Here is a 24,609-nt window from a genome sequence, read left to right as displayed (position 1 = left end):
CTCACTCGGCGGCAAACAGGGGGAGGTCGGCAGCGGGCCGGCGGCGCGACCGTGGTGTGGCCTCGCGGTAATTCGCAGCAACGAGGGCCTCGGCTTCAGTCGGGCACACGGCGTTGCCGCACATGAAACCTTGTTGCTCCAAGGTGAAGCGGATCTCGGACCCGTCGTGGTCGATGCCGCGATCGATGATGTAGTCACGGCGGAAGCCGTTCGCGTTATAGCGCTCACGTGCTGTCAGCATCCGCATGCATATGTCGATCAAAACGTAGGTGACGCCGTCGATATCGACGGTCACTATCTCACCGCCATCCCAGCATCCGTGGGCGCGAAGGAACGCCGCGACTTCCCGAGCCCGCGTCGCTTGCGCCTCCGTCAGCGGCGGGACTGCCGCATCGGCTTGCGCGAGACCGAAGCGCGGTTTGGCCGTCTCGGTCCGGCACGGCGCATCGACGGGCGCGCCAGTTTCGTCTGCGCCGTAGTAGACGCTCATCAGCGGAAGCGAGACGACGGCCGCGTGGTTGCCGCCGGCCGACACGGTGCGCGCCGGCTCGTCGGCCGGCGCGTCGCGCCGATCGCTGCCGCGCAGGGTCAGCATGTGGGCCGCCACGAGCGATTGCTGCGACCCCTTCACCGTGATGGTGGAGAGCGGCCGGAGCGCGGAATGGGCAGGTGCGCCAGGATGCGAGCCGGCCGTGTGCTGCGCGAGGAACGCGGCGACGACGGTGTTGTGGTCCTTCGGGCTGGCCGTGATCGTGTGCAGCGGGTTGGCGACGTCCCGGTTCGCGCCGCCCTGCTGGGCGTAAGAAACGAACGGCGCAACGTGCGCAACGGCGAGACCGCCTTCGTTCCCGGTCGGCACCATGGTCGGCATCGGCGCGTCGATGCGGATCGTTCGCGGGTCCTGCCCGGGGCGCTCGCCGTAGCGAGGCACCAGATACGGGACCACCAGGGCGTCATCCCGCTTCCCCGACATGGTCGTCAGCGGCTTCTCGAGATGGCGGTCCCTCTGCTCACCGCGGGCCGTGTGATTGACCTTGATGAGGAAGGGCTTCGCGGTGTCGAGGACGTAGCGCTTCACGCCCCTCGCCAGCCGGGCTTGGGTGTTGCGCACGAGCGGGCGCTTGGCGCGGAAGCCGAAGCGCCGCTTGATGGTCTCGCTGCTGTCGAAGATCGACGGAATCGGTAGCGTGAAGTCGATGTTGTCGGCGGCCGTCACCCACGGCCGCAGCTCGCCGGCCGCGATGCGCGCCGCATCGATCGGATCGTTCGGATTGCCGAAGGTGGGCTCGGGCCAGCGGATCGGATGGCCGTCGCGGCGCATGACCATGTAGAGCCGGCGCCGGATCGTGCCTGCGCCAGACCACCAGGCGCGACGCAGCCGCCATTCGATGTTGCCATAACCGAGCGCGCGCCACGCCGCCACGAAAGCCTTGAAGGTCTCTCCCTTTCGGGCCGGGCAGCGCTTGCCAGTTTCGAGAAGAGGCCCCCAATCGAGGTACTCTTCGACGTTCTCCAGGCAGATCACCCGCGGGCGTTGCCAGGGCGGCAGCCTCTTGACCCAACCGACGATCGCCCAGCCGATGCCGCGCGTCGTGCGACCGTCCTCCCGGCGGGGCGCCGCCCCTTTCGCCTTGCTGTGATCGGTGCAGTCGGGGCTCATCCAGAGCAGGCCGATCGGCCGGCCGCCGCACATGCTCACGGCATCGACGGTCGCCACGTCCTGCTCGAGGTGACGTGTCTCCGGATGATTGATCCGGTGCATGGCCAGCGCGAAGCGATCGTGATTGATCGCGATGTCCGGATCGCGACCGATCGCCGCCCGGATGCCCTCGGAGGCGCCGCCGCCGCCCGCGAAGCTGTCGATGATGAGTTCGCGGGCGATCAAGCCTGCCCTCCCACCGCCCGCTCCAGCCGGATATTGGGGCTAACGCACCCCAGCAGCGCGGTAAGAAGGGCGAGCACGACGGCTGACGGGCCGTCTTCGTGTTCGGCCTCCCCGAGGACTTCATCTGTCCCGAACAGGATCTGGCAGGCATAGGCCGGTTCATCCGCCCGCAAGCGCCCGCGGCCGTACAGGAAATTCACGCCTGGCAGCCTGTGTTCGATCAGGCGGAAAGCTGCGTCGAGCGGCCCGATGGTCCAATGCTCCTGCCACGCGGGCCAGTCCGACCACACGTCATCATGGTTGGTGACGGGCTTCCGACCGACGCACACGCGCATCTTGCCGGAAATCGGGGCGAAGGTGACGAAGCTGCCGGGCGGCGCGATGAGCGTCGCGGTCAGGTGGGCGCAGGTGACTTCGTCCATCGCGGACGCCTGGCGCATGCGCTCGATCAGTGCCCGAAGGAGGTGTGGTGTGGGTAGCGGGGTCACGCCGCCCTCCCGGCCGCGGGGGCGTCGATGTTGCCGCAGACCGCGCTGAACGAGGTGGCGAGGACCCAGGGGTTGGCCTGCCAGAATCCGCAGCCGTGGATGTGATTCCATAGCTTCGAGAAGCAGTGCGCTGCTGGCCGGGGATGGTGCTCCTCGACACCGACCGCCGTCAGGCTGTGCGGGCGGAAGCCGGGGACGTAGTAGAAGGACGGATCCGCGGTCTCGAACGCGACACCCTCGGCCTGCGCATCCGCCTCGCTGATGTCGTTCAGCCGCTCGACGCGGACATCGGTCACCGTCAGGGTCAGGCGCGAGACCCAGCGCGGCATGTGGATCGGGGGAACCGTCTGGCCGACGCGCTGCTTTCTCGCGGTGGAACCGTAGTGGAGCAGCTTGACCCAGCGCTCGACCATCTCGGCACTGTCTGCGATGGGCAGACACGCGGCATCGGCGAGGTAGGCAAGGTAGCGGACGCCATCGTTGCCCTCGTTATGTGCGTCGGCCCGCACGGCCTCCCGGACCCACAGACGATCGCCGACCTCCCATTGCGGTCGATAGACGAGGTGCCGTCCGTCCGGCAGTTCGACCGCTGCGAAGCCCCGCAGCTCGAAGTCTTCGAGCCGCTCGGACGAGAGGTTCTCGATCGGGTGAACCGGCTTGATTACGCGCCGTGTCTGCGTCTTGGTGCCCGTGAGGAGGCCGCAGATCATCGGTGCGCTGAAGATGATGGGACGATCGGCCATCAGCGCCACGCTCCCATCGGTACGATGGCTGCCTCATCGATCGCGATCAGCGGCGCCCCGGCCGGCCGGTACCAGCCCCGCCCCTGCAGCCGACGCAGCAGCCGATCGGCCTGCTTCTGGGCCGAGGCGTCGCGGCGCGCCTCCGCGAAACCGTGCCCGATCAGCGGCACTAGGCGCTCTATTGCCTGGTGCAGCGGCGAGCCCTCAAGGATCGCGTAGCCGAGCGGGCCGAGGTCGCAGAGGAGGTAGTAGACCACCATCGCGATCTTGACGGCCGACTGGTGGTCGAGCTCGGCGCAGACGGCGATCGCCTCGCGCTTGGCGCGGCGGATGAGGGCGGCACGCTTGCGCGGCAGCAGATCGGCGAGCGCCTGGTCGACCGCGGCGGCGAAGAGCGAGAGGAGTGCGGCCGATTCGTCGCGTTCGGCCTCGGTTTCAGTCTCGGCCGGGTCCCTGCCCTCTGCTGCGGCGCGCACGAACCGCGCGCCCATGCCCGCGATCAGGGCCTCCATCACGAGGGGCGGCAGCACGAACTCGATGCGCCGGCGGTCGGAGAGCGGGGCGGCGCTCACGGTCAGGCGTCCTGCGGGCGGCGGCCGAGGCCGTTGGCCTTGGCGAGGTCAGAGCGCTGCGCGGCGTAGGCCGGGGCGACCATCGGGTAGTCGTGCGGCAGGCCCCACTTCTGGCGGTAGGCTTCCGGGGTAAGGCCGCGGCCGGCCAGGTGGCGCTTGAGTGTCCTGTAGGACTTGCCGTCCTCGAGGCTGATGATGTGGTCCTCGCTCACCGTCTTGCGGATCGGAACCGGCGGGACGAGGGCCGGGGCCTTCGGCTCGGGCGGGGCGTCGAGGGCGACGAGGCCGGCATGCACGGTCGCGATCAGGCGCGGCAGCTCGGCGGCCGGCAGGGCGTTGTTGGCGACGTAAGCCGCGACGATCTCCGCGGTGCGGACGACGGCGTCGGGGATCGTGTCGAAGACGGAATCGGGGGTCGACATGGAGGCCTCCTGGGGCGCTGGGGGTGAAGGGGGGATCAGGCGGAGCCGGCGGAGGCGGCCTCCTGGCGGGCGCGCAGCGCGCGCGCCTGGCGCACCAGGGCCAGGCCCTCGACGCGGCCGGCCGGCAGCGTGATCGCGGGGGACCGCTCGGAGAGGAGCGCGCGGGCGGCGTCGCGGTAGGCCTCGATTTCGGCCTCGGTGAAGCCGGCCGCGGCGAGGTGGGCGTAGGTGCAGGCGCCGTCGGCCGATTCCCGCTCGCGCATCACCTGCGCCATGCGGGCGATGCGGGCGAGCTTGTCGGGGGCGTCGTGGGCGGCGCGGATCTGGGACGGGGCGGCCATGGGGCGATGCGGCTCCGGGCTTAGAAGGGGATGTCGTCGTTGAGGTCGGCCGCGAGGTCGCGGGCCAGGGCCGGACGGCTCGTGCCGCCCCGGGCCTCGGCGTAGGAGGCCTCGCGGGTGCGGCTGCTGCCGTAGGCCTCGGGGTCCGGCGCGGCGCGCTCGGCCCGGTCGAGGAGGATCAGGCTGCCGCCGTACTGGCCGAGCACGATCTCGGTCGAGTATCGGTCCGAGCCGTCCTGGTGCTGCCACTTGCGGGTGCGCAGCTGGCCCTCGATCCAGATCTTCGAACCCTTCTTGGCGTAGCGCTCGATCACGCCGGCGAGGCCCTCGTTGAAGACCACGACCGTGTGCCACTCGGTCTGCTCGCGCCGGTCGCCCGTCGCCTTGTCCTTCCAGGATTCCGACGTGGCGAGACGCAGGGACACCACCTTGGCGCCGCTGCGGGTGGCGCGCACGTCGGGATCGGCGCCGAGATGGCCGATCAACTGGACGCGGTTGAGCGAACCGCTCATGTCGGGAGATCTCCGGGGTGCTGCGGGGAGCAGGGAAGGCGATGGCCGTCGCGCGTATGGGCCGGACCGGTCACGAGGCGGTCTCCGCCTCGCCGAACTGCAGGGCGTGACGGGCCTGTTCGATCTGACGCCACAGGTCCGGGAACCGGGTGTGGTGGCCGCCCTCGATCATCTTCCGGGCCGCTAGCGCCAAGCTGGAATCGGCGAGCGCGACGAGGCCGACCGGATCGGCATCCACGAACCCGACCGCGAGCGTGTAGCCCTCGCTTGCAGGGCCAAGGTCGATCGCACCCGCCACCATCATCGCGTCGGGGAAATCGCGCAGGGTCTTGGCGAGGGCGGCGAGGAGTTCGCGCTCCTCGGCAGGGCAGCGGGGCATGGCGGAGAGACCGGGACGGAAGGGGGAGAAGGCGGGCGGCGCTCGGCCGCCCGCGACGGGTCAGCGGCCCTCGGGAGCGCCCTCGAAGGACGGCAGCCCCGTCTCCTCGGCCGCCCGCATCAGGTCGTGCTGGACGCGCGAGCGCAGCTCGTCCTCCCAGCGGTAGAGGACGTAGGTCCAGGTGATCGCGCCCCCGCTCACGCGGTAGCGCAGCCGCGCCGGGATCCGCACGGCCTCGCCGTCGACGAAACTGCGCAGGCTGATCATGAACACGCCCGGCACCGTGACCTTCTCGCCAGCGCCGTTGACGTGCTCCTCGCGAAACACGACCTCGCCCTCGCCGCTCTGGAGCCGGACGGCGTTCTTGACCTGGGCGTTGACGTGGATCTCGAGGCTGCGGGCGAGGTCGATCAGCTCGTTGGGCGTCGCGAACTTCGCCTTGAACAGCCGCTCGTAGGTCACGACCTCGGCGTCGTAGGGCGCTGCGAGCTCGGCCGCGTGCTCCTCGAGGAACTGGGCGAACTCGCCCTGGCCCATCTTGGTGCCGTTGGCCGCGATCCAGGCCTGGAATTCCGGCGTGACCGGGAACGCGTAGGCGATGCGATGCTCGCCATGGCGCGGGGCATTGGTCTCCGAGTGATAGTCGATGACCGCGGTAAGCGCCGGATTCGGCCAGTCGGTCTTGGCGAAGATGGCCGAGCCGGGATCCTTGTGCCGGGTCACGAGGGCGATGAAGGCATCGAGCGTGGTGACGCGGGCGGTGCCTGTGCGCCGCGCCGGGCCGGTGCGGTAGGCCTCGATGAGGGTGCGGAGGTCCGAGACCCGTCCTCCGTCACGCCCTGCCTGCGCCACGATCGGGATGGCGTCGGGCAGGCCCGGACCAAGATCGCCGCCGAGCTTGATCCAATCGACGTCCGGCTTCTGCCCGGCGGTGGCGAGGTCGGCGATCTTCTGGATCGCCTCGGCCTCGCCGGTGTGAGTGGGGATGTACCCCTGGGACGATGCCACGATGGTGTCTCCTGGTCTGTGGCGGCGGGAAACGGGGGGATCAGCCGAAGTCGCGGTCTCGCTCGCGCACGCTGCGCGGGCCGGCGAACATGTCGGACTGGCTCGGGTGCTGGACGGAGAAGCCGCCCTCGACGGCCCAGAACGGGGTGCCGGTGAACCCCTTCTCTTCGGGCAGCTTCGACTTGACCGAGGGCGTCACCTCGATGCGCCCTTCCTGGTAGGCGACCGTGAGGGTGACGGTGATCGTCGCCTTGCCCTGCTGGTCGGGCATGGCCTCGAGGTGCTCGACCGAGCGGGTCAGGTGCTCGTCGAGCTTCTCCGAGAAGCGCCCCCGGTTGAGCACGGCGACGAGGTCGGCGAAGGAGCGGATCGGCTTGGTGGACACGGGGGGCGGCTCCGGGGGAGGTCAGGCGGCGCGGCCGGTCCGCAGGGCCGGCAGGTGGGTGCGGAAGGCGGCAAGCAGGCTGATGCCGACATCGGCGGCCGGCAGGACGCGCCAGACCTTCGGCCCGGGTTCGATGCCGAGCGTGTCGATCACCCAGGGGCGGCGCACCGCACGCGGCATGGTGGCGAGGAAATCGCGCCGCTCAGTGGCGAGCGCCGTGAGGTCGATCGTGCGCAGAACCTCGCGGTCGGCCGGGTTCGGCAGGGCGAGGCCGGCGGCGCGGTGGATCACCGCGTCATGGCGGTCAGCCAGGACCTGATGCACACGGGTCATCTGCTCGGCGAAGGTGCCGTCGAACAGCTCAGCTGCAACGGCCGCGAGAGCCTTCACCACCGGGGTTGCCCAATCGCCGAGCCGCGCCTCGTGGGCGTCGTGGAGGAGCCAGTGCGGGCGCAGGTCGGGCCGACCGGCCCGGTCGCAGAGGTCGAGGCCGATCAGGGTGTGCAGGCCGACCGAGACCGCGTCCCGGGCATGGCCGATGTGGCGGTTGATGCGGGAGAGGGCGTGGGCGATCTCCTCGAAGTCGACTTGGCTCGCGCACGGGGCGACGAGGTCGACGGGCAGACCGCTGACGGTGTGGATCCAGGGCTGCCCGCTCATCGCTCATCCCCTTGCGTCAGGGGAGGCAGTTGGACGAGGCTGCGTGCTGCGTTGAGGTCCATCCGGGACATGAACGAATCAGGTTGCCGATGCAGGAACGCGACGAACTCTTCGAGGCACAGGCGGCGGGAATCGCGTTCGCGCTGCTCGGTGACGCCTTCATCCGGTTGGCCAATGCCTACCGGCTCAAGGACAACGAGGCCGGGCACGCCCTCCTGCACGACCTGCAGCGCGACGCCGTCGCCACGCTCCAGCGGTTCGCCGCCGACCGGCCGGCTGACGCACGGGGCGACATCTTGGCCGAGGCGGGCCGGCAGGTGAGCCGCGTCCTGCGCACCGCGCAGGGCCTCGAACCAGACGAGGAATGAGCGATAGGTCGAGCTCATCACGCCGCCTCGCTCCCGCCGGTGCCCAGGCCAGCGAAGGCCTGCCACAGCGTCTCGCGGGTCGGGCCCATGTGAGTGGCGACGGCGGCCGGCGCCGTAGAGAGGCCGGTACAGAGGGTCTGGTAGGCCTTGAACGCGTCGGCGTAGGCGCCCTGCGCGAACAGCCGGCGGGTCGCCAAAGCCCGGTCCCAGGCGTCGAATACCGCCAGGGCCTGTGCCGTACAGACCAGGCCCACGGCGTCGTAGTGGGCGTCGACATCGAAGCTGCGGTCCTGCGCCCGCCGCAAGAAGCCGGTGAAGCGCAGCAGCCGCTCGGCCGTGGCCGGGGCGCTCGGGGTGACGAGGTCGCGCAGGGTCATCGTCGTCACCTCGGCGAGCCACACGCGCACGTCGCCGCCCGGCACCCGGAACCCGGCGAGTTGGCCGGCAATGGCCGCGAGCAGCGCCTCGCGCTCCGCCGCCTCGGCCTGGAGGAGGGTGGCGGCCAGCATCACGCGGCCTCCTCGGCCAGCGCGGTGAGGGCCGCCGCCGGCGCCGTCGCAGCGGGGCACGGGCTCACCGGCGGAAAGGCGCTCCCCACCTCCTGGAAGATCGCGAACTCGCACCGGTGTTGCGCAGCGAGGCGCGCGGCCTCGGTCTCGGCGTCGCGGAGCGAACCGTGCTCGAACGGGGCGTAGCCGGCCCGCAGGCGCCCGTTGCGTGCGCGGCGCAGGATGATGAAGCCGCCTCGGACGGTTGCCGCGGGACGTGGCGAGGCGAACGACGACTTGGGGGCGGGCGTGTCGAGGGTGGCGGCGTCGGACGACGACATTGGGCACAGGCTCCGGGCGTGAGGCGGGCGGGGAGAGACCGGGAGGGAAGGGGAGAATCAGGCCGGCAGGCCGGTGGCGCGCTCGACCACGCCGCCGCCGATGCGGCGCTTGAGGCGGTCGTGCCGGCCACCGGGGAGGGGGCGGCGGCTCTCCTTGAAGCCGTAGACGGCCGCGCACTGGCGCTTGGTCTCGGCGATCCGGGCGAGGTCGCCCTCCGGCCCCGCGGTCTTGGCGTCGGCACAGGCGCCGTGGACCATGGCGCGGTTGCCGAGGTCGTTCGTGCCGCCGAGGCCCAGCGCCTGCAGGTGCTCGTCGCGGGGCCGGTCGCCGGGGCGGATCTCCTTGTCGCAGAGCGGGCAGATCCGCCCCTGGGCGAGCAGGAGGTCGGTCTTCTGGCGGGCGGTGAGCGGGGAGCGGTGGACGGTGCGCATCACGCCACCTCGCGCCGGTTGAGCGGCCGCGCGCGCAACTCGGCCGCGTCGGTGAGATCGCCCGGCGCGATCGCGTCATCGGGCAATCCGTCGTCGAGGGTGAGGCCGAGCCACAGCCGCACCGGGCCGGGCGCATGGCGGGCCGGCCCGGTCTCGCTCGGGCCGATCAGCGCGCTCACCTGATCGTGGAAGGAGCCTTGGCGCCCCTGACGAGGCGCGTCGTCGAGCCAGCACAGGTAGGCGACGTAGAGGGCGTTGACCGAGATGCGTGCGTCAGCCTGCAGCCGCGTGCGCTCCAGGAGGAAGCGCAGGATCGGATCGTCCCGCAGGGCGTAGCCGGTGACGGTCTCGATCGGGCCGTCCAGCCCGGCCTGGCCGAGCACCGCGCCCGTGACCCGCAGCAGGTTGGCGTCCGAAAGCGTGTCGCAGCCCTGCCAGCGCGACCACTGCCGGTAGGCTTCGCACAGGGCCGCAGCCTCCACGGTGTGATCCGGGCGGGGCTCAAGGCAGGTGGCGAGGAAGGACCGGACGAGGTCGGTGACGGTCGGGGACTGACCGGGGGGGCAGGGCACAGGCGGGCTCCATCGCTGGCGGGCGATGGGGATACCTATCGCGTGGATAATTCCACACGTCAACTTAAAAGTGGAAATTTACACTCGCAGGACCGAGTGGTGACGCTCCTCCTCCTCATGAGTTCTAACAAGGCAGAGCATGCGTCAGATCGCGCCATTCGACCCCCACAGCTAGGAACTAGGCAAAACACCCGCTCGCCGGAGTACGAGACGATCGCCCTCCGCTTCTAAAATTGCGGCTCGTCACATCAAAGATCCAGTTGAGCATTCGATCAAAATCATCCCTAGTCAGAGTGACCTCGATCGCCCCGTAAAATCAACGAACTACCGTTTGGGGCCACCTAGCTGATTGGACCACAATAAGTGCATTTCGCCACAGGAGAGGAATGATAATCCACTCGACAATCTCGTTGCGATGCCTCAGCCTGATCGAAGATCGTTTTGTGAGGAGGTGGCGGCTTGGTTGGACAGGATTGGGCTGAGTAGGCGCATCTTCAGCCTAACCGAGGACATTTCTGACCTGCGAATTCGGCGATAAGGGGTGATGCAAAGATGACAACTGAGATAGCGGTTATAAATAAGTTGGGTATTGCATTAGCAACTGACAGCGCAGTGACGATAGGTGGAGGCAAGAATGATAAAGTCTTTGATTCTGCTGATAAACTTTTCGAATTAAGCCCTGTACATCCCGTTGCGGCTATGATCAATGGAAACATGGATTGTCTAGGTGTTCCATGGGAGATTATTATCAAAGATTTCCGAGAGTCTGAAGGTGGAAAGCCTCGTGAATCAATCGAAAAATGGATGGAAGATTTTTTGAGTTATGTCTCTTCATATTCGGCTTTGAGCGACAAAAGCTCGACATCAATCGCAAAAAACAAGGTTCTTCAGCTAAGCGCCGAGATAAAATATGACATATACGAGAAACTGCTGTCCGGAGCGCAAAACGGCAGGCGACCTGATGTCAAAACACGAGACGATCTCCGCGCCGCTGTCCAAAAATATTTCATGAATTTGATAGGAGAATTTCAGCTATATCATGAAAATCAGGGCAGAGCTGAGAGCCTTGCCTCAATCGACGTGTCGGAATTGTGCGCCAAATACGAATTTCTTGATGACGAGTCTATCGTTAAATTATTTTTCCCACACGCAATTTCACACGAGGAAATTCTATCATTCAAAATTTGTGCTGCAACCATGCTCCTTACGTCGGAACAAACTGATTATACGACTGGCATAGTGATTGCTGGCTATGGGTTAGATAGCATCTTTCCGGCAATTCATTCAGTTGAAGTAGAGGGGACTGTACTCGGCATACTTAAATATTCTACCATCAATAGCTATGCAATCGAAAATGAAGATAGTGCTGGTCATGTTGTTTCATATGCGCAAACTGACGTGATTGATCGGCTCCTTGGTGGTGCAGACCCTAATTTTGTTGATAAGTCAGCCTCATTCATCAAGGAGGCGATCATAGAAGCGGGCACAGCACTCGAGTCTGCATTGCGAACGAAGAAACCCAGAAAGACGGAAATGGAGGCGCGTCTGAGGATGATCGAAGAGATCGGTGAGGCTTATCAGCAAAAATTCCTATATGAAACAGCTAAAAAACTTACAGATCAATTTACCGCTGCATTTGATGAAATGATCGCCCTAATGCCCAAGCAGGAACTAATAAATCTAGCAGAAGCACTGGTGAATATCACTGCGGTTGAAAGAAAAGCTTCTGCTGATCTTGGCACGGTCGGAGGGCCAATCGATGTGGCCTTGATAACCAAGCACGAGGGTTTTGTCTGGATAAAACGAAAGCAGCACTTCGACCCTGCCTTGAATCCGCGCTACTTCTGGCGTAGATATGGAAAAACTCCCATGGGAGGTGTGTATGGCGAGGGTTCGGGCAGGTCTGAACGATAGGATGAGACAGCGGCGTCTGGTTGGCACTCAGGAGGCTGAGTTAGATCAGCGGCTCAATGCAATAGTAACAGAGGCAGTCCGCTCAGTGACACCGCGGGTTAAAGAAATTATCGATAAGCATCAATCTGGCCCGCCAACGAAGTCACATACTGCCCAGCAATGAAGCCAAGGGCATCACGGCTCGAAAGAACTGAGGCCGTGATGCCTAAACTCATCGCGTCCGTGGGCGTCTCCTCGGGTTTGATCGTCAAGATGCGATCCTGACGTACGCGTATTGTGCCACTTTGTGAGCGCAGATCGGAGTCTGTCTGCCAAATGGCGAGACGCTCCTCCCTCCCTTAGAATCTGCGCCGTTCCGTTTTAGCCAAATTCTCAGTCGCTTCTTTGGTGGCTTAGACACCAAGGCATGTGTAGGCGCTGATAGGCGAGGGCCGTCGCGCCGACTTTCCCCTCGCACCTCCCGAGTCGCACGAACTGCTGAGCGCCATCCCCTCGTTCGACCAGTTCCCGATCTGCCCGAGTAGCCCATGGCTATTTCGGCCCTGGCTGTCGGGGAGCGATCTAAAACGGACAGCGGACCAATCATTCCGACCAAGGGCAACAAGGCATAAGTCGTCTATTCTGCTTAGGTTAATGAAGACAGCCATCAGCTTCATGGGGGCTGTTCGCTAGGGAAGAATTCTGCTGCAGATCGTGCGAGAAAATCCTATATCCTGTGCCGATCAGTCTGTGGTCAGGCGTCCGAGATAACGGCCTGCTATATGTATCTCATCGACAGTTCTCTCATGCCGTGGATGTCGAGGATTATCTGACATTTCAACGATGCATATTGGCTCTATTCCAGGCGGCGATACGATCTCCAATCTCTTGAGCACTAGGCCCCCGTATGGGTCGGATAGAACGTATATTCCCGGGGGGGTAGGTATACGATGCCCAATATCGATGAAGACGACATCCCCACGCTTGATCGTTGGCTCCATCGAATCGCCGTGGGTGCGAAAACACCGAACTCGCTGGGGCGGTACGTGAAAACTGCTGCGCACGAAGTCTGGAGGAAGTAACCACCATCCCGCTATACCCTCGGCGCCGTAAGTATTACCATCCTCAGCTATGAGTTCCGTGATATGTGTTAGTCCGCCACCACCCATACCGAGGCTTGTATCGATTTGAAGAATGGCCTCGCTTGGCACATTTCCTACATCTCGCCCAAAGGCACCCTCTAGCATTCTGGGTTCGTCCAGATCCTTATCTTCTTCGTCTGGGTCGAAGCCTTTTATGATAGGTCCCCGCGGCTTCTTGCCTGGATCTTTGCTTAAGTTATCTGCGGACACAAGACTCCCAGCAGGAAGATTATACAAGTCCTCAATTTTCCTCATCTCGACTGCACCGAGGCTATCTTTGCGGCCATTTAGAAAATCGCGGAGGTAGCCAGGACCTCTACCGATTTTTCGGGCAAGCGAGGTCGCATCAAACCTATCGCTGGTGGCGAGAAGGTTCTTCAAGGCTGACCGTAGCTGTTCCACCTGATGGGCTTCCATGCGTGGAATATTCCACGGTGTGCGTGGGGATTGCGACGTGTAAGTTTCCACTTGCGACGGGTGGAAATTTCCTCATGATGCGGCTCATGGAAGAGACGCTGCGCCAGCACCTCGCGATCTGCGCGAACGCCTTTGAGGCTCACACGGGCATAGAGCTGACCGTAGTCAGCCGACGCGCCGTGCAGGACAGTCGCTATCTCGACCGCGTCATCGGCGGCGCGGGCTTCACGATCCGGACGTATGACCGGATCATGCAGTGGCTCTCTGACCACTGGCCGGAAGGTGCGTCCTGGCCTGACGGCGTTCAGCGTCCCACCCCCACCCCCGCCCAAGCAGGAGCCGCCTGATGCGCGCTCCCAACATCAGCACGGCATCACCGCCGAACCCCCTGCCGTCATGCAGCTGGAGGCGGAAGCTGGGGCGGAGGAGCGTCGCCCTTCGGCGCTGTCTCGGCCCGTCTCAACTCGACCTCCTTCGGCAGCGTGATCGCGTAGCGCAGAAATGCGTCCGTGAAGTTGCGGATCGCGATCATGTCTTCGTGCTCCATCGGTTCGTCGTCATGCGCCGCGTCATTTCGGATCAATCGTACCTCGGTTGCCCAAGCGCCGATGGCAGTGGGCAGGGTGTGGTTTTCGACGAGGGCTTTGATCCTCTGATTGATTGTAATCTTCTTGTCGGACTTCCCCTCGATTGGGAAAGCAAGCTTGAGGGCCAACTCCATTGTGCGTCCGTACATGATGACGGCAGCGTCAGCGTCGCCGCGATGGAAGGCGCGCTCGGCCTGGAGCAACTGTGTCACGACCTTTGGGTCGAGGTGGTCGGGGACCCGCGGCTTGGGAGGCTCGGGCCACATCACATCAACTCGCAGCCCGAGCGTGGCCGCTTCTCGACTCTCCTGACCCAAACGCATTGCGTTCGCATCGAAAACGTCAGGATTATAAAGTTGGTTAATGGAAGGTCCAAGTATTGCTGCAATAGGACCCGCGCAATTTCCACAGCGGAGCAGGGTACTAAGCTGACGCTTGCCATGTTCCCTCGGTCCAACAAGCGCCGTTTGAACGACGGTGAGGGCCATCTCTGCGATGCCACAATGCGGACACAGGTGTCTCACGATGCCCAATGATCTCGCCTCCGTGCGCTCCGACATGGAAAGGGCCGAGGCCCATGTCGCCGAAGCCCTGTCTTACCACAGTCCGGGCGCTCGTCTTGACGCCCTGCTTTTCGTCTTTCGCATCACACCCGAGTGCGAGCGGGATGCACTGTTTGCCGTCATGGCGGCACGCCTCACGCTCTTCCCGAAGGCTCCAACCTCAACCGCCGCCCAAGCAGGAGCCGCCTGATGGCCGAGCCCCTGCATTTGCCCGTCTCCCCAGACGCAATCCTCCTCGCCACTGCGATCCTCGCTCATGCCGTGATCGTCGCGCTCGCCACGAGGTCCATTACCTCCCGGCTCGCGCGCCTGTACGCGCCGATTGATCTGATCCGGAACTCGGTCGGCTGGCTGGCCGAGATGGCGGAGGTCGTGGTCCGTACGAGGAAGGAGAAGTCTGCTTCTCCGGGCACCGCGGCGTCTCCGGCCGGCACGACGACCCTCACCGTAAGCGTTCGCGTCCCGTCCGCAGGCTCGGGCGTCAGCGTCATTTCGGAGGAGCCGTAGCCCGCCATGCTCACCTCCTCCTTCCCCTCGATCGCGATCCTCTCGATCACGGACGCGGTCCCGCTCGGGTTGTGGAAGCGCACCGCAGCGGAACGCCACCCGGGCATCCCGGACGCCGCGGTGCTGCCGATCTTCACCTCAGCCCAGGGCGTCTTCTTGGCCTTCTCCCGCGCCTTCTCCCGGCGCTGGTCCAATCGCGCCGTGACGGCCAGCCACAGGTTCAGCAGCCCCAGGCCGAAGCCCGCGAAGGCGGCAAGCCGTTGGGCGTTGTCCCACAGCCAATCGATCACGGTGGTCGTCCTCCCGCTGTGCATCCTGGCAGGGCAGGGCGCTGATCGCCTACGCGCCCGCCGCTCTCGGTCCTCATCCATCCCTGCCACAACAGGAGCCGCTTGATGGCGAAGCTCCCATCACCTTCGACCGCCGCCGCCCACTCGCCCCCAGCCGGGACGACGGTCGATGTGCCGGCCGGGTCGGTGACGCGCCCGGCCGGCACCCTCTGGCGTCGCTGCGGCCCCGAGGCCGTGGCGATGCTCATGATCCTGCTCGGGCTCGCGATGCTCTTTGCCGGCCCGATGAGCCTGCCCGCGCATCCCGCTCTCCGTGGCAGCCTCGGCGTCGAGGCGGAGGCGCGGCCGTGAGCGCGACTGTCGGCCCCCGCCCGCATCCGGGCGCAACCAGGAGCAAGCCCCGTGAAATACCAGAATCCGTGGCGCGGCCGTCTGGCCGCGCCCTCGAAGCCGAAGGCCCGCAAGGGCGTGTGCCTGCCGAAGCGGCCGGCGCGGCGGAACCCGAAGGAGCGGGGCCTGCTACGCATCGTCGAAAGAGGTTTCACGGACGAATTCCTCCGCAACGATCGCAAGTGGCGGGCGGAGCGCGACGCGGCCGCTACAGCTTCGCGGTCAGGCTGAGGAGTGCGGACACCTCGGCGGCACGCGCATCCTCGCCGTCCCAGCCCTCCACCAGATCCTGCACCCTGTTGAGGAAGACGCCCCTGTCGAGGGCGTCGGCCTGGAACAGCCGCTCCAAGACAATTTTCATCACCGCCTCCATCGCATCGACACGCGCCTCCAGGCTGTGCTGTTCGGTGTCGGACACGAATCGCTCCATCGGTTGGGTCGCATCTCCGATGGTCGCGAGGGCGATCGGGTTCCGCAAGGACCCGGTCGCCCGTCCTCGCTCTTCCCTTTCGGCGGTCATCCGCCGTCCCGTGGTTCCTGCCGGGTCGAGCCTCCCCGGCAGGGACGCCGCCCTCATGGGCGTTTCCTCCCTGACTGGCCGGAGCCTTCGGGGCTCCGGCCTTTTTCGGGGTCTCTTCCTTCGCTGCGCGACCCATGCCCGCCAAGACCGGTCGCGCACCTTCATCATGCCTGAGGTCGCCTGACATGAGCGCCTCCTCCGCGGTCCCGGCTCCTCCTTTCTCCCGCGCCCTCAGCGCTTCCCGTCCCGCAGCTCCGATGCAGACAGCATCGGAGAAAACTTTGCGAAAGTCTGGGGGAAATCTTACCCAGGGTTGGGGGTTTGATACCCAACGTTGGGTGTCCGAGTGGCGCCGGATGTACCCGCACAAGCCGGTGCTGTGCGTTGCCGACGCGCTCGGGGCGCCGCCGCGGACGGTCGAGAAGTGGTTCTCGGGCGAGAGCCGTCCCTCCCTCGACATGCTGCCGGCGATCATGACGGCCTGGGGGCCGGAGTTCCTGTGCGCCGCGCTGTCGGAGCCGCCGGGCTGGCTGACCCGCGCGGTGCAGGACGAGCGTCGCGAGGCGTTGCGCCGTCAGCAGGCCGAACTCGATGCGGAATTGCGGGAGATCGGTGCGTGAGACTTGTTGCGTATCTGTGGCACCGCCTGCGGGCGTTCGACCTGCGTGGCGTGGCGGCCGGACACTACGACCGGGCGCGCCGGCACAAGCGGCTGGGTGATCGCGCCCTGATCCTCGCCGATCGGCACGAGGCCCGGGCCGATCGGCTCTATCCACCGTCCGGGGCCGGTCTGCCGGAGCCGGACCCTCTCCCCGCGCCGCCCCCAGGGGCACCACCCACCCGACCATAGGGCCGCCCGAGCCGGACATCACCGGCCACCGGCCAGCGCCACCCGCCCAACCTGGCGGGGCGGCCTCAGGGGCCACGATCATGCAACACCCGAGTTTGCCTCCGCGCGCGGCCCTGGCCGCGTCGCCGATTCCGTGCGCCTCAGGCTGCGTCGGTCTCCGCCGGCTTGACGGTGAGCGCGAGGCCGAGCGCCTTGAGGACGGCGCGGATCGTCTCGAGGCTCGGATTCCCGGTCTCCGAGAGCGCCTTGTAGAGGCTCTCGCGGCCGAGCCCGGCCTCCCGGGCGATCTGCGCCATGCCATGGGCGCGGGCCGCAACGCCGATCGCGTGGCGGACCGTCGCCGCGTCACCATCCTCGAAAGCGGATTCGAGGAAGTCGGCGATCTCCTTGGGCGTCTTCAGGTGCGCGGCGGGATCGAAGGGCGCCGTCTCGGTCTTCGCCGGGGGCGTGGTCGCGGAGGCCGGAGCGTCGAGGGGCAGGTCGGGGTTGGTGTCGGAGGTCATGGGTCACAGTCCTTCGGCGAGCCGCTCGGCGGCGCCGTCCCGCGGCTGGGATTTCTTGTCGCCGCGGCACAGGAGGATGACCAGCACGGCGCCGCGCTGGACGAGGTAGACCCGGTCGCCCGAATCGTAGGGGATCCGCAGCTCGCTTACCCCGGCTCCCACCGGCTTCCCGTCACTCGGGTCGCTGATGATGCGCTCCCCTGCGTCGAGGGGTGAAGCGATGGGCTCGGCTGCACACGATGCCTGGATCGACGAAGCCCGCGCGGTCGACCTCGTGGCCTACGCGCGCGCCCGCTCGCCGAAGCTCGTCAAGTCCACCTCCGAGTGGATCGGGCCATGCCCCGGTTGCGGCGGGCGCGACCGGTTCGGGATCTCGATCCGCAAGCGGGTCTGGACCTGCCGCCAGGGCGGCGGCGCGCCGATCGGCGGCGACATCATCGCGCTGGTGCGCCACGTCGAGGATTGCGGGTTCCTGGAGGCCTGCGAACTCCTCACTAGCCGGCCGGCCCCGGGCCGCAGGCCGGAGACCCCGGAGGAGCGCGCCGCCCGGGAAGCACGCGTGGCGGCCCGGGCGCAGGCCACCGCGGCGCAGGCCGAGCGGGACGCGGCGGCAAGCGAGCGCTACCGGGAGGAGGAGCGGGAGCGGCTGTGGGCGTTCTGGCTTGCGGCCGCTCCGGTCGCTGGCTCCCCCGCCGAGGCCTATCTCGCCCGGCGCGGCCTGACCTGCCCGCCCGGCGCCCATCTGCGCTGCGCGCCCGCCCATCCGTTCTATGCCTCGGGCAAGCGCAACGCCGAGATCCTGCACCGGGGGCCGGCGCTACTCGCGACGATCCTCGGCCCGGACGATCACTTCCGCGGGCTTCACGCCACCTGGATCGACCTCGCGGCACGGGATGGCAAGCTGCGGCTTGCGGACCAGAAGACCGGAGAGCTGCTGCCGGCGCGCAAGGCGCGGGGCACGGTCGATCGCGGCCGGATCGAACTGGTGCGGGTGCGCGACCCGGTGCGCCTGGTGCTGGGGGAGGGCAACGAGACCGTGCTCTCGGCCTGGGAGGCCCTGCGCCTGCGCCGCCCGGACTTCGTGGAGGGGTGCGCGTTCTGGGCCGGCGTGTCCCTCGGCAACATCGCCGGGCGGGCCGACCGGACCGTCCCGCACCCAACCGAGACGTATCTCGACAGGGCCGGCCGGACACGGCGCCTGATGGTGCCGAGCGGCGTGCCGCACGCCGAGGCCGGCCCGGGCATCCCGATCCCGCCGAGCGTGCGCGAGCTGTGGCTGTGCGGCGACGGCGATTCGGACCCCTTTGCCACCGATCTCGCCATGCGGCGCGCCACCGCCCGCTACGCCCGCCCCGGCCTCGCGATCGGCGTGGCCTGGGCGCCGGCCGGTCAGGATTTCAACGACGTCTTGAGGAGTGCCGCGTGATGGTCGCCCATCCCCCGCAGACGGAGCTGCCGCTCGTGCTCGACCGTACCAGCGCGGTCCGGCGGCTCACCCCGCGGCTGCGCCGCGGCCCGCTCGAGCCGGAGGGTGTGCGGGCGCCCGGCCCGGCCCCCAGCTTCTCCGGCCTGACCACCAGTTTCGGGCCGATTGCTCGCCAGGCGATCGCCGAGATCCGGCGCGCCCGGGCCACGGCGGCGCCGGCCGCCTACACGGAGCCCCCGACCGTCTCGCCACCGGGCCCTTCGCTCCCCGTACGTGACCTCGCCGACGCCCTCGCGGGCTTCTCCTTCGCGCAGCTCTACACTCATGCCCTCGACGGGCTGCGCCGCGCCCGGATCACCCTGGAGCACGCCGAGGATCTGGCCTCGGGGCGCCACGAGCCGCGGGAGCTGCGCCGCGACCCGGATGCCTTCGCGGCGACGCCCCCGTGCTTCGCCGAGTTCGTCGCCACCGCCCGGGTCAAGCTGGCGGAGGCCGAGGCCCTGTGCGCGGTTCTGACACTGTGCATCGGGCGGGAAGCAGCGCTGGCCGGGGTACTGGCAGGGGAGGGGCCGTGAGCTGCTCACCTCTCCCCCAATCCCACCAGGCGAGTGCCTCCGCCTTCGCATCTACGCCGGGGGAGAGACCGGGTTCGAAGGGGGGAAACGCCTCCTGTCGCGTCCGTCCTGTCACCCTCCGCCCATCGCTATTCCTGCCCTGCGCGAGTTGAGACGTGTCCACCGATCCCAAAGACCGCATCGCGGGGGCCTTCACTGCCGCCGCCCTCGAGGCCGACACGCCCGATCCCGACGCGGCTGACAGCCTGCAGGATGCGTTCGACGACGGCGCCGACGGTGACAGCGACGTGCCGCTCGCGGCCGAGGGCGGGGAGCCGGCCAAGCCGCGCGACCTGGGCTTCGACCTCGCCGCCATGAACCGGGAATATGCCCTCGTCCTGATGGGCTCGAAGGCCGTCATCATGCAGCAGCAGGACGGCGGGCCGATCGAGGACCGGGTCAAGCTGCTCACCCTCGACGCGTTCCGCGCCTGGTTCATGAACGCGCCGACCGAAATCCTCGACAAGGACGGCAAGATCAAGCGCACGACTTATGCCGCGCGCTGGCTGGTGAGCCGCGACCGGCGCCAGTACCGCGGCATTGAGTTCTACCCAGACCCCAACAACGCCGCGAACACGCCGGGCTACTTCAACCTGTGGCAGGGTTTCACCGTCACGCCGCGGGCGAAGCCGAACGGCTACGGCGTGTTCCGCGACCATCTTCTGACCAACGTCTGCGGCGGCTCGCGCACGCTGTTCAACTGGGTCTTTGCCTGGTTCGCCCACATCGTGCAGCGCCCGCGCGAGCGGGTCGGGACCTCGATCGTCCTGCGCGGCAAGATGGGCACCGGCAAGTCGATCCTCGGCGAGATTGTCGGCTCGCTGTTCGAGAGCCACTTCTTCCTCGTCGACGACGCCCGCTATCTCACCGGCAACTTCAACGCACACATGGCCTCGTGCCTGCTGCTGCAGGCCGAGGAGGCGGTCTGGGCGGGCGACAAGAACGCCGCGGGGCGGCTCAAGAGCCTCGTGACCTCGAAGACGCAGATGATCGAATCGAAGGGCGTCGATCCGATCCGGCTCAAGAACTACGTCCGGCTCCTGATGACCTCGAACGAGGATTGGGTGGTGCCGGCCGGAAAGGACGAGCGCCGGTTCTGCGTCATCGACGTCGGCGACGGCTGCGCACAGAACACGGAGTACTTCGCCGAGCTATCCCGCGAGATGGATGAGGGCGGCCGGGAGGCCCTGCTGTATGACCTGCTCGCGTTCGACCTCTCAACCGTCAACGTGCGCCAGATCCCGCGCACCGGCGCGCTCCTCGAGCAGAAGCTGCGCGGCCTCGAATCGGTCGAGAGCTGGTGGTTCGAGCGCCTGTGCGCCGGCACCCCAACCTCGAAGCTCGACTACTGGCGTACCGACGTCGTGATCGAAGACATGTTCGACGACTACCTGACCTCTGCCGACAAGATCGGTATCAAGCGCAAATCCGAGATGACCTCATTCGGCATCAAGATGAAGAAGATCGTTCCGGAACTCAAGCGCGAGAAGCTGACGGCCCATTTGGGGCACATGGAGACCAAACGGCTCTGGCATTACCAACTGCCGCCGCTCGCGGTGTGCCGCGACTTCTTCGAACGCGAGGTCAACCAGGCCGTGGCCTGGGACGACGAGGGCAGCCCGGGAGAGACCGGGCGCTAAGGGGTGGAAAGCCCTGCTGCCCCACGTCGAGGTGGGGCACCCCTCGGAGGTGGGTCGCGGTAAGTCTCTGATTTCATTGGGTTGTCCCACCTGCCCCACCTGTCCCACCTTTTTTCGGGTCCGCGCGCGCGGGCGAGCGATCCTCCCCTTCCTTCCCGGTCTCTCCCGGCAGCCGATCCGGCGGCGGAGAATCGATTCACGTGAGGAAAAAGGTGGGACAGGTGGGGCAGGTGGGAAAAGCCAGCGAATGCAATGGCTTGCCCTGACCCACCTTCTTTTCTTTCTTCTTCAAGGTGGGGCAGGTGGGGCAGTGTTGGAGGCCGCCGGCGATGGCCGATGCCCCGAAATCCGATGTAAACCTCTGATAGTGCATCATAATCCGTCTCTTGAAGGTCGGTGTGGGTGATGCGTAAGCGGATCGGAATCGAGGACTTCCTGCGCTGGGCCTACCGGGACGAGCTTCCGAAGGCGCAGGCCGATGGCGGGCCGGTCGGGCCGGCCGAGTACGGTGGCGCCTGGGGTGGGGTGGAGCGCTGCGGCGAACTCGGCACGGTGATCGACCGTGAGAACCGCTACGGGGTCATCCCGGACCTCTACGCCCGGGCCGAGCCCCATCCTGATGCCGTGCTGGCCGCCGAGGCCGTGGGGCGGCTCTCCGCAGCGGCGTTCGACCTGCCGGAGGGCTGGTATCCAATCGCCGATCTCGGCCCGCGCTGCCCGTTGCGGGAGGCGGCGGTGGGGGAGGGGATCGCAGCCCTCACTCACCGTGACCCGGCCGGCCTGCCGGCGCTGCGTCCGCTCCACACCCCGGCCCATCTGATCCGCCGCTATGCGGTGCTCGGCGGCTGCCCGGTGTGGGAGGGTGACGTGCCGGAGGAGCGCCTGACGCTCCAGGCCAACGGCCGGCCGGCCTGGTTCCGCCGCACGGTCTGCCAGGGCGCCGACGGCCCATTCGAGATCGAGGTCAAGGGGACCGACAAGCACGGTCATCCCTATCCGGACGCCTACCAGCGGCCCTACCTCGACCCGTCCCCGGTCGACACGGTCGTGAGCCGCGGGGAGTACGAGCTGTGGCGCTCGGCCCTCGACGTCGTGCATGGGGCAATCGCCCGACGCCTCGGCGCTTATGCGGTCGAACCGAGCGACCGGCCCGTTCGTCCCTGGGAGACGGGCGATCGGCCCAAGCGTCGGGTTGTCCACAGCCTTCTGCGCGTGTCGCCTCTCCTCGACAAAGCGCCCGTTCGCCCTCTGAAACGGCCCCCTCGCGCCGTCTCCCCTGTGCGCCAGCCGCTGCAGGGGGCCGCTTGACAGCTGCGTAGGGGTTTGGTGAACGTTCGGATGCCCGGAAAGGGCTTAGAGTCTGTCCGGGAAGAATTTGTTTTTTCGGAGCGCGTTGCGGTTCGCGCTGACAGGCGTATGCTTGAGCGATGTGGACGCCTGAGAACCGCCAGCGGTACGACCGCAGCAAGCTTCGCTATCCCACTGATTTGACGGATGAGGAATGGGCGCTTGTTGCTCCCCTTCTCCCACCGGCTCGACGCGGGGGAAACAAACGAACGGTTGATCTGCGCGAGGTGGTCAACGGCTTGATGTATGTCCTTGGAACGGGGTGCCAATGGCGCGCTATCCCAAAAGATCTACCGCCTCGCTCGACGGTGCATGGCTACTTCGATTTATGGGATTACGACGGAACTCTCCTGCGCATCCATCACACCCTCTACGTTCTCTGCCGCGAACAGGCAGGACGTGAGGCCAGCCCAACGGCAGCGATCATTGACAGCCAGAGCGTCAAGAGCGCGGAAAAAGGGGGCGCACGATCGACCCGTCCGGCTATGATGCGGGCAAGAAGATCAAAGGCAAGAAGCGCCATCTCCTCGTCGATACGCAAGGTCTGCTGATGCATGCTCTGGTGCATCCGGCCGACGTGCAGGATCGTGATGGCGGCGTATGGGTCATGGCGACGCTGTTTAGTCTCTACCCGTTCCTGCTGAAGCTGTATGCAGATGGCGGCTACCAGGGGCCGGTGTTCCGGGAGGCGTTGGAACGGGTCTGCCGGTCTGTGACGGTGGAAATCGTCAAGCGGTCGGATCAGGCGGTCGGGTTCGAGGTCCTGCCCAAGCGCTGGATCGTGGAGCGGACGATTGGTTGGCTCAATCGCTGCCGGCGGCTGGCGAAGGATTGGGAGTGCCGCACCCGCAAGGCGCTGGCTTTCCTGCGCCTTGCTTCCATCCGCATCATGCTCAGAAAACTCTGCCAACAATCAGCATGATCCCGGACAGACACTTAGAGAAACCCCGGCGCATCCCGCCGGGGTTTTTCGTTGGCGGCGGCGTGGAGATGCACCCCCATGGGCCTCACCGTCACGGTCGGGGGCGGCCTGGGCCAGTACACCCGCGCCATCGCCACCTTCCCGGCCAAAGCCCAGCGGGCCCTGGTCGAGGGCCTGAACGAGGGCGGCGACAAGAGCCGCACCCCGGTCCGGCGCGACCTGAAAGACCAGACGGGCGTCAAGGCCTACGGCTCGGTCACCAAGCGCACCGCCACCAAGCGCGCCCATCTCGGGAATCTGGTCTACGAGATCCAGGGCACCGGCAAGGGCATGCCGATCAAGGAATTTCCGGTGAGTGCCGGCGCACGGCGCCCGGTGACGGCGATGCCCTGGGGCGTCGCCCATACGTTTGCCCGTTCCTTCAAGACGAGAGACCAAGGTTTGCTCCGCGCCCGCCTCGGGCCGGGCCGCTTCCCGATCCGCGCTCTGTTCGGTCCGGCGATCCCGAAGGAGATCGTGACGGGTCGGACGGCGGACCATTTCGAGGCGGCTGCCCCGGCCGCGGTTGAGGCGGCCGTGATGAAGCGGCTCGCCCGTCTGCTGCCCTGACACCTCACCCCATTCGGTTCGGCCGCGCCCCCTTCCCACGCCACAAGCGGAGGTGCGGGCGGCTGACCGGCAGGGCCGCAGTGCCCACCCGGGCCTGCTGCGGCCCTGCCTGCCCACCCCCCCGCGGGTCCTCCCTAGGGGGGAGAGGCCCGCGGGCGGAAAGCACCCGAGATTTTTCTAGTTGCTCGATCCGAAAACCGATGCACAGGTCTGCACAGGCATGAGCACAGATTGCACAGATCTGGTCTCGATCTCCGAGTTGCACAGACGCCTGACGGCGGACGGGGTCGCGATCAACCGCTCGACACTGTCGCGCTACATCACCCGCTACGCCGACGCGCTGAACCCGGTCGCGCAGGGGCGCGACACGCTGGTGTCCTATGCCGCGGTGGTCCGCCACCGGGCCGAGAACATCAATCTCGTCACCGCCGCCCCGCCGGCCGGACGCCCCTCCTACGCTGAGCCTCGCCGCAACGGGGCGGCCAAGGCCCGCAAGGAGGAGGCCGATGCCGGTCTACGCGAGCTGGAGCTCGCCAAGGCCCGCGGCCAGCTCACCCCGACCGCCGAGGTAGTCGAGGCCGCCCGGGAGGCGGTGAGCGCGTTGGGCCAAGCCTTCGACCTCGCGCTCGCCGACACGGCCGAGCGCCTCGCCGCGGCGACCGGGCACGACGCCCGGACGATCCGCCCCCACCTGCGCAAGCTCAAGGAGGCGGGCCTCGAGGCCTTTCGCGCCGCCCTGACCAAGGCGCTCCAGGCCACAGAGGGGGCGCCGTCCGCGCCTGACGCGTGATCC

34 protein-coding genes are annotated in these 24,609 nt (G+C 66.9%); 13 read left to right on the top strand and 21 right to left on the bottom strand.

Annotation, left to right across the window (positions count from 1 at the left end; genetic code table 11):
• Position 1 precedes the first annotated feature (1 nt).
• From AC3AOF_RS10460 to AC3AOF_RS10410, 11 genes are all read right to left on the bottom strand, one after another.
• Entirely contained in the window at positions 2-1,885 is a 1,884-nt protein-coding gene (locus tag AC3AOF_RS10460; RefSeq protein WP_488348480.1) for a DNA cytosine methyltransferase, read from the bottom strand.
• A complete protein-coding gene (locus AC3AOF_RS10455) occupies positions 1,882-2,373 on the bottom strand; it encodes a hypothetical protein (RefSeq protein ID WP_488348479.1) in 492 nt (163 codons plus the stop codon). Before AC3AOF_RS10455 ends, AC3AOF_RS10460 begins: the two co-directional genes overlap by 4 nt.
• A complete protein-coding gene (locus tag AC3AOF_RS10450; protein WP_488348478.1) occupies positions 2,370-3,116 on the bottom strand; it encodes a hypothetical protein in 747 nt (248 codons plus the stop codon). Before AC3AOF_RS10450 ends, AC3AOF_RS10455 begins: the two co-directional genes overlap by 4 nt.
• Entirely contained in the window at positions 3,116-3,688 is a 573-nt protein-coding gene (locus tag AC3AOF_RS10445; protein WP_488348477.1) for a hypothetical protein, read from the bottom strand. The genes AC3AOF_RS10450 and AC3AOF_RS10445 overlap by 1 nt, the downstream gene beginning before the upstream one ends.
• A 2-nt stretch (positions 3,689-3,690) precedes the next feature.
• On the bottom strand, positions 3,691-4,110 hold the full coding sequence (locus tag AC3AOF_RS10440; protein ID WP_488348476.1) for a Ros/MucR family transcriptional regulator: 420 nt from the start codon (positions 4,108-4,110) through the stop codon (positions 3,691-3,693).
• A gap of 35 nt (positions 4,111-4,145) precedes the next feature.
• Entirely contained in the window at positions 4,146-4,451 is a 306-nt protein-coding gene (locus AC3AOF_RS10435) for a hypothetical protein (RefSeq protein ID WP_488348475.1), read from the bottom strand.
• 20 nt (positions 4,452-4,471) lie between these two features.
• The gene (gene ssb, locus AC3AOF_RS10430; RefSeq protein ID WP_488348474.1) at positions 4,472-4,963 is read right to left on the bottom strand and encodes a single-stranded DNA-binding protein; all 492 of its coding nucleotides are present in this window, start codon (positions 4,961-4,963) and stop codon (positions 4,472-4,474) included.
• Between the two features lie 70 nt (positions 4,964-5,033).
• On the bottom strand, positions 5,034-5,342 hold the full coding sequence (locus AC3AOF_RS10425) for a hypothetical protein (protein ID WP_488348473.1): 309 nt from the start codon (positions 5,340-5,342) through the stop codon (positions 5,034-5,036).
• Between the two features lie 60 nt (positions 5,343-5,402).
• The gene (locus AC3AOF_RS10420; protein ID WP_488348472.1) at positions 5,403-6,350 is read right to left on the bottom strand and encodes a DUF2303 family protein; all 948 of its coding nucleotides are present in this window, start codon (positions 6,348-6,350) and stop codon (positions 5,403-5,405) included.
• A gap of 40 nt (positions 6,351-6,390) precedes the next feature.
• Positions 6,391-6,735 carry a hypothetical protein gene (locus AC3AOF_RS10415; RefSeq protein WP_488348471.1) on the bottom strand — a complete coding sequence of 115 codons (345 nt, stop codon included), beginning with the start codon at positions 6,733-6,735 and terminating at the stop codon, positions 6,391-6,393.
• A 21-nt stretch (positions 6,736-6,756) separates the two neighbouring features.
• The gene (locus AC3AOF_RS10410; RefSeq protein ID WP_488348470.1) at positions 6,757-7,395 is read right to left on the bottom strand and encodes a hypothetical protein; all 639 of its coding nucleotides are present in this window, start codon (positions 7,393-7,395) and stop codon (positions 6,757-6,759) included.
• A gap of 89 nt (positions 7,396-7,484) precedes the next feature.
• On the opposite strand from AC3AOF_RS10410, the gene AC3AOF_RS10405 reads away from it, so the two are divergent.
• The gene (locus AC3AOF_RS10405) at positions 7,485-7,763 is read left to right on the top strand and encodes a hypothetical protein (protein WP_488348469.1); all 279 of its coding nucleotides are present in this window, start codon (positions 7,485-7,487) and stop codon (positions 7,761-7,763) included.
• A gap of 17 nt (positions 7,764-7,780) precedes the next feature.
• Here AC3AOF_RS10405 and AC3AOF_RS10400 read toward each other — a convergent pair whose 3' ends face one another.
• The 4 genes from AC3AOF_RS10400 to AC3AOF_RS10385 are packed head-to-tail and all read right to left on the bottom strand — an operon-like array spanning position 7,781 to position 9,596.
• Positions 7,781-8,272: a hypothetical protein gene (locus AC3AOF_RS10400; protein WP_488348468.1), complete on the bottom strand. Its 492-nt coding sequence runs from the start codon at positions 8,270-8,272 to the stop codon at positions 7,781-7,783.
• A complete protein-coding gene (locus AC3AOF_RS10395) occupies positions 8,272-8,592 on the bottom strand; it encodes a hypothetical protein (protein WP_488348467.1) in 321 nt (106 codons plus the stop codon). The genes AC3AOF_RS10400 and AC3AOF_RS10395 overlap by 1 nt, the downstream gene beginning before the upstream one ends.
• A gap of 57 nt (positions 8,593-8,649) precedes the next feature.
• Positions 8,650-9,024 carry a hypothetical protein gene (locus tag AC3AOF_RS10390; RefSeq protein WP_488348466.1) on the bottom strand — a complete coding sequence of 125 codons (375 nt, stop codon included), beginning with the start codon at positions 9,022-9,024 and terminating at the stop codon, positions 8,650-8,652.
• Complete coding sequence (locus AC3AOF_RS10385; protein WP_488348465.1) at positions 9,024-9,596, bottom strand: hypothetical protein; 573 nt, start codon at positions 9,594-9,596, stop codon at positions 9,024-9,026. The genes AC3AOF_RS10390 and AC3AOF_RS10385 overlap by 1 nt, the downstream gene beginning before the upstream one ends.
• A 552-nt stretch (positions 9,597-10,148) precedes the next feature.
• Between AC3AOF_RS10385 and AC3AOF_RS10380 the strand changes: the two genes are divergently transcribed.
• The gene (locus tag AC3AOF_RS10380; RefSeq protein ID WP_488348464.1) at positions 10,149-11,510 is read left to right on the top strand and encodes a hypothetical protein; all 1,362 of its coding nucleotides are present in this window, start codon (positions 10,149-10,151) and stop codon (positions 11,508-11,510) included.
• 722 nt (positions 11,511-12,232) lie between these two features.
• On the opposite strand, the gene AC3AOF_RS10375 is transcribed toward AC3AOF_RS10380, so the two are convergent.
• Complete coding sequence (locus tag AC3AOF_RS10375; protein WP_488348463.1) at positions 12,233-13,048, bottom strand: S24 family peptidase; 816 nt, start codon at positions 13,046-13,048, stop codon at positions 12,233-12,235.
• Between the two features lie 86 nt (positions 13,049-13,134).
• Here AC3AOF_RS10375 and AC3AOF_RS10370 point away from each other — a divergent pair, with 86 nt between their 5' ends.
• Positions 13,135-13,395, top strand: a complete 261-nt coding sequence (locus AC3AOF_RS10370) for a hypothetical protein (protein ID WP_488348462.1) — start codon at positions 13,135-13,137, stop codon at positions 13,393-13,395.
• Positions 13,396-13,442: 47 nt separating this feature from the next.
• Here AC3AOF_RS10370 and AC3AOF_RS10365 read toward each other — a convergent pair whose 3' ends face one another.
• Positions 13,443-14,123, bottom strand: coding sequence for a DUF4145 domain-containing protein (locus AC3AOF_RS10365; protein ID WP_488348461.1), 681 nt, complete (start codon positions 14,121-14,123; stop codon positions 13,443-13,445).
• A 37-nt stretch (positions 14,124-14,160) separates the two neighbouring features.
• On the opposite strand from AC3AOF_RS10365, the gene AC3AOF_RS10360 reads away from it, so the two are divergent.
• Positions 14,161-14,388, top strand: coding sequence for a hypothetical protein (locus tag AC3AOF_RS10360; RefSeq protein ID WP_488348460.1), 228 nt, complete (start codon positions 14,161-14,163; stop codon positions 14,386-14,388).
• Between the two features lie 64 nt (positions 14,389-14,452).
• Here the strand turns inward: AC3AOF_RS10360 and AC3AOF_RS10355 are convergent, their stop codons facing one another.
• Positions 14,453-14,995, bottom strand: a complete 543-nt coding sequence (locus AC3AOF_RS10355; protein ID WP_488348459.1) for a hypothetical protein — start codon at positions 14,993-14,995, stop codon at positions 14,453-14,455.
• Between the two features lie 105 nt (positions 14,996-15,100).
• Here AC3AOF_RS10355 and AC3AOF_RS10350 point away from each other — a divergent pair, with 105 nt between their 5' ends.
• Positions 15,101-15,346 (top strand): hypothetical protein, encoded by a 246-nt coding sequence (locus AC3AOF_RS10350; RefSeq protein ID WP_488348458.1) that lies wholly within the window; start codon positions 15,101-15,103, stop codon positions 15,344-15,346.
• A gap of 247 nt (positions 15,347-15,593) precedes the next feature.
• Here the strand turns inward: AC3AOF_RS10350 and AC3AOF_RS10345 are convergent, their stop codons facing one another.
• The gene (locus AC3AOF_RS10345) at positions 15,594-15,803 is read right to left on the bottom strand and encodes a hypothetical protein (protein ID WP_488348457.1); all 210 of its coding nucleotides are present in this window, start codon (positions 15,801-15,803) and stop codon (positions 15,594-15,596) included.
• Between the two features lie 458 nt (positions 15,804-16,261).
• Here AC3AOF_RS10345 and AC3AOF_RS10340 point away from each other — a divergent pair, with 458 nt between their 5' ends.
• Positions 16,262-16,525, top strand: a complete 264-nt coding sequence (locus AC3AOF_RS10340) for a hypothetical protein (RefSeq protein ID WP_488348456.1) — start codon at positions 16,262-16,264, stop codon at positions 16,523-16,525.
• A gap of 370 nt (positions 16,526-16,895) precedes the next feature.
• Here the strand turns inward: AC3AOF_RS10340 and AC3AOF_RS10335 are convergent, their stop codons facing one another.
• Together AC3AOF_RS10335 and AC3AOF_RS10330 are read right to left on the bottom strand one after the other, a co-directional pair.
• Positions 16,896-17,258, bottom strand: a complete 363-nt coding sequence (locus tag AC3AOF_RS10335; protein ID WP_488348455.1) for an addiction module antidote protein — start codon at positions 17,256-17,258, stop codon at positions 16,896-16,898.
• 3 nt (positions 17,259-17,261) lie between these two features.
• On the bottom strand, positions 17,262-17,420 hold the full coding sequence (locus tag AC3AOF_RS10330) for a hypothetical protein (protein WP_488348454.1): 159 nt from the start codon (positions 17,418-17,420) through the stop codon (positions 17,262-17,264).
• Between the two features lie 58 nt (positions 17,421-17,478).
• Between AC3AOF_RS10330 and AC3AOF_RS10325 the strand changes: the two genes are divergently transcribed.
• From AC3AOF_RS10325 to AC3AOF_RS10295, 7 genes are all read left to right on the top strand, one after another.
• A complete protein-coding gene (locus tag AC3AOF_RS10325) occupies positions 17,479-18,684 on the top strand; it encodes a DUF7146 domain-containing protein (protein ID WP_488348453.1) in 1,206 nt (401 codons plus the stop codon).
• Complete coding sequence (locus AC3AOF_RS10320) at positions 18,684-19,259, top strand: hypothetical protein (protein ID WP_488348452.1); 576 nt, start codon at positions 18,684-18,686, stop codon at positions 19,257-19,259. Before AC3AOF_RS10325 ends, AC3AOF_RS10320 begins: the two co-directional genes overlap by 1 nt.
• A 155-nt stretch (positions 19,260-19,414) precedes the next feature.
• Positions 19,415-20,938, top strand: coding sequence for a DUF5906 domain-containing protein (locus tag AC3AOF_RS10315; RefSeq protein ID WP_488348451.1), 1,524 nt, complete (start codon positions 19,415-19,417; stop codon positions 20,936-20,938).
• Positions 20,939-21,343: 405 nt separating this feature from the next.
• Positions 21,344-22,246 (top strand): hypothetical protein, encoded by a 903-nt coding sequence (locus tag AC3AOF_RS10310; protein WP_488348450.1) that lies wholly within the window; start codon positions 21,344-21,346, stop codon positions 22,244-22,246.
• Between the two features lie 119 nt (positions 22,247-22,365).
• A protein-coding gene (locus AC3AOF_RS10305) for an IS5 family transposase (RefSeq protein WP_442919232.1) occupies positions 22,366-23,207 on the top strand; the annotation gives its coding sequence in 2 pieces (ribosomal slippage) (positions 22,366-22,756 and positions 22,756-23,207; 843 coding nt in all).
• Between the two features lie 78 nt (positions 23,208-23,285).
• The gene (locus AC3AOF_RS10300) at positions 23,286-23,816 is read left to right on the top strand and encodes a hypothetical protein (RefSeq protein WP_488348449.1); all 531 of its coding nucleotides are present in this window, start codon (positions 23,286-23,288) and stop codon (positions 23,814-23,816) included.
• Positions 23,817-24,075: 259 nt separating this feature from the next.
• Entirely contained in the window at positions 24,076-24,606 is a 531-nt protein-coding gene (locus tag AC3AOF_RS10295; protein WP_488348448.1) for a hypothetical protein, read from the top strand.
• Positions 24,607-24,609: the final 3 nt, after the last annotated feature.

Source organism: Methylobacterium sp. 142-1Y (genome assembly GCF_057747795.1).
This window is presented reverse-complemented; position numbering and strand designations above follow the sequence as displayed.

Excerpts from the sequence above, each read along its gene's own strand:
- AC3AOF_RS10360 (WP_488348460.1), top strand. The coding sequence starts at position 14,161 with ATGCCCAATGATCTCGCCTCCGTGCGCTCCGACATGGAAAGGGCCGAG.
- AC3AOF_RS10310 (WP_488348450.1), top strand. The coding sequence starts at position 21,344 with ATGCGTAAGCGGATCGGAATCGAGGACTTCCTGCGCTGGGCCTACCGG.
- AC3AOF_RS10300 (WP_488348449.1), top strand. The coding sequence starts at position 23,286 with ATGGGCCTCACCGTCACGGTCGGGGGCGGCCTGGGCCAGTACACCCGC.
- AC3AOF_RS10425 (WP_488348473.1), bottom strand. The coding sequence starts at position 5,342 with ATGCCCCGCTGCCCTGCCGAGGAGCGCGAACTCCTCGCCGCCCTCGCC.
- AC3AOF_RS10395 (WP_488348467.1), bottom strand. The coding sequence starts at position 8,592 with ATGTCGTCGTCCGACGCCGCCACCCTCGACACGCCCGCCCCCAAGTCG.
- AC3AOF_RS10390 (WP_488348466.1), bottom strand. The coding sequence starts at position 9,024 with ATGCGCACCGTCCACCGCTCCCCGCTCACCGCCCGCCAGAAGACCGAC.
- AC3AOF_RS10350 (WP_488348458.1), top strand. The coding sequence starts at position 15,101 with ATGGCGAAGCTCCCATCACCTTCGACCGCCGCCGCCCACTCGCCCCCA.
- AC3AOF_RS10320 (WP_488348452.1), top strand. The coding sequence starts at position 18,684 with ATGGTCGCCCATCCCCCGCAGACGGAGCTGCCGCTCGTGCTCGACCGT.
- AC3AOF_RS10405 (WP_488348469.1), top strand. The coding sequence starts at position 7,485 with ATGCAGGAACGCGACGAACTCTTCGAGGCACAGGCGGCGGGAATCGCG.
- AC3AOF_RS10340 (WP_488348456.1), top strand. The coding sequence starts at position 16,262 with ATGTACCCGCACAAGCCGGTGCTGTGCGTTGCCGACGCGCTCGGGGCG.
- AC3AOF_RS10435 (WP_488348475.1), bottom strand. The coding sequence starts at position 4,451 with ATGGCCGCCCCGTCCCAGATCCGCGCCGCCCACGACGCCCCCGACAAG.
- AC3AOF_RS10335 (WP_488348455.1), bottom strand. The coding sequence starts at position 17,258 with ATGACCTCCGACACCAACCCCGACCTGCCCCTCGACGCTCCGGCCTCC.
- AC3AOF_RS10370 (WP_488348462.1), top strand. The coding sequence starts at position 13,135 with ATGGAAGAGACGCTGCGCCAGCACCTCGCGATCTGCGCGAACGCCTTT.
- AC3AOF_RS10410 (WP_488348470.1), bottom strand. The coding sequence starts at position 7,395 with ATGAGCGGGCAGCCCTGGATCCACACCGTCAGCGGTCTGCCCGTCGAC.
- ssb (WP_488348474.1), bottom strand. The coding sequence starts at position 4,963 with ATGAGCGGTTCGCTCAACCGCGTCCAGTTGATCGGCCATCTCGGCGCC.
- AC3AOF_RS10365 (WP_488348461.1), bottom strand. The coding sequence starts at position 14,123 with ATGGCCCTCACCGTCGTTCAAACGGCGCTTGTTGGACCGAGGGAACAT.
- AC3AOF_RS10450 (WP_488348478.1), bottom strand. The coding sequence starts at position 3,116 with ATGGCCGATCGTCCCATCATCTTCAGCGCACCGATGATCTGCGGCCTC.
- AC3AOF_RS10380 (WP_488348464.1), top strand. The coding sequence starts at position 10,149 with ATGACAACTGAGATAGCGGTTATAAATAAGTTGGGTATTGCATTAGCA.
- AC3AOF_RS10440 (WP_488348476.1), bottom strand. The coding sequence starts at position 4,110 with ATGTCGACCCCCGATTCCGTCTTCGACACGATCCCCGACGCCGTCGTC.
- AC3AOF_RS10375 (WP_488348463.1), bottom strand. The coding sequence starts at position 13,048 with ATGGAAGCCCATCAGGTGGAACAGCTACGGTCAGCCTTGAAGAACCTT.
- AC3AOF_RS10400 (WP_488348468.1), bottom strand. The coding sequence starts at position 8,272 with ATGCTGGCCGCCACCCTCCTCCAGGCCGAGGCGGCGGAGCGCGAGGCG.
- AC3AOF_RS10325 (WP_488348453.1), top strand. The coding sequence starts at position 17,479 with ATGGGCTCGGCTGCACACGATGCCTGGATCGACGAAGCCCGCGCGGTC.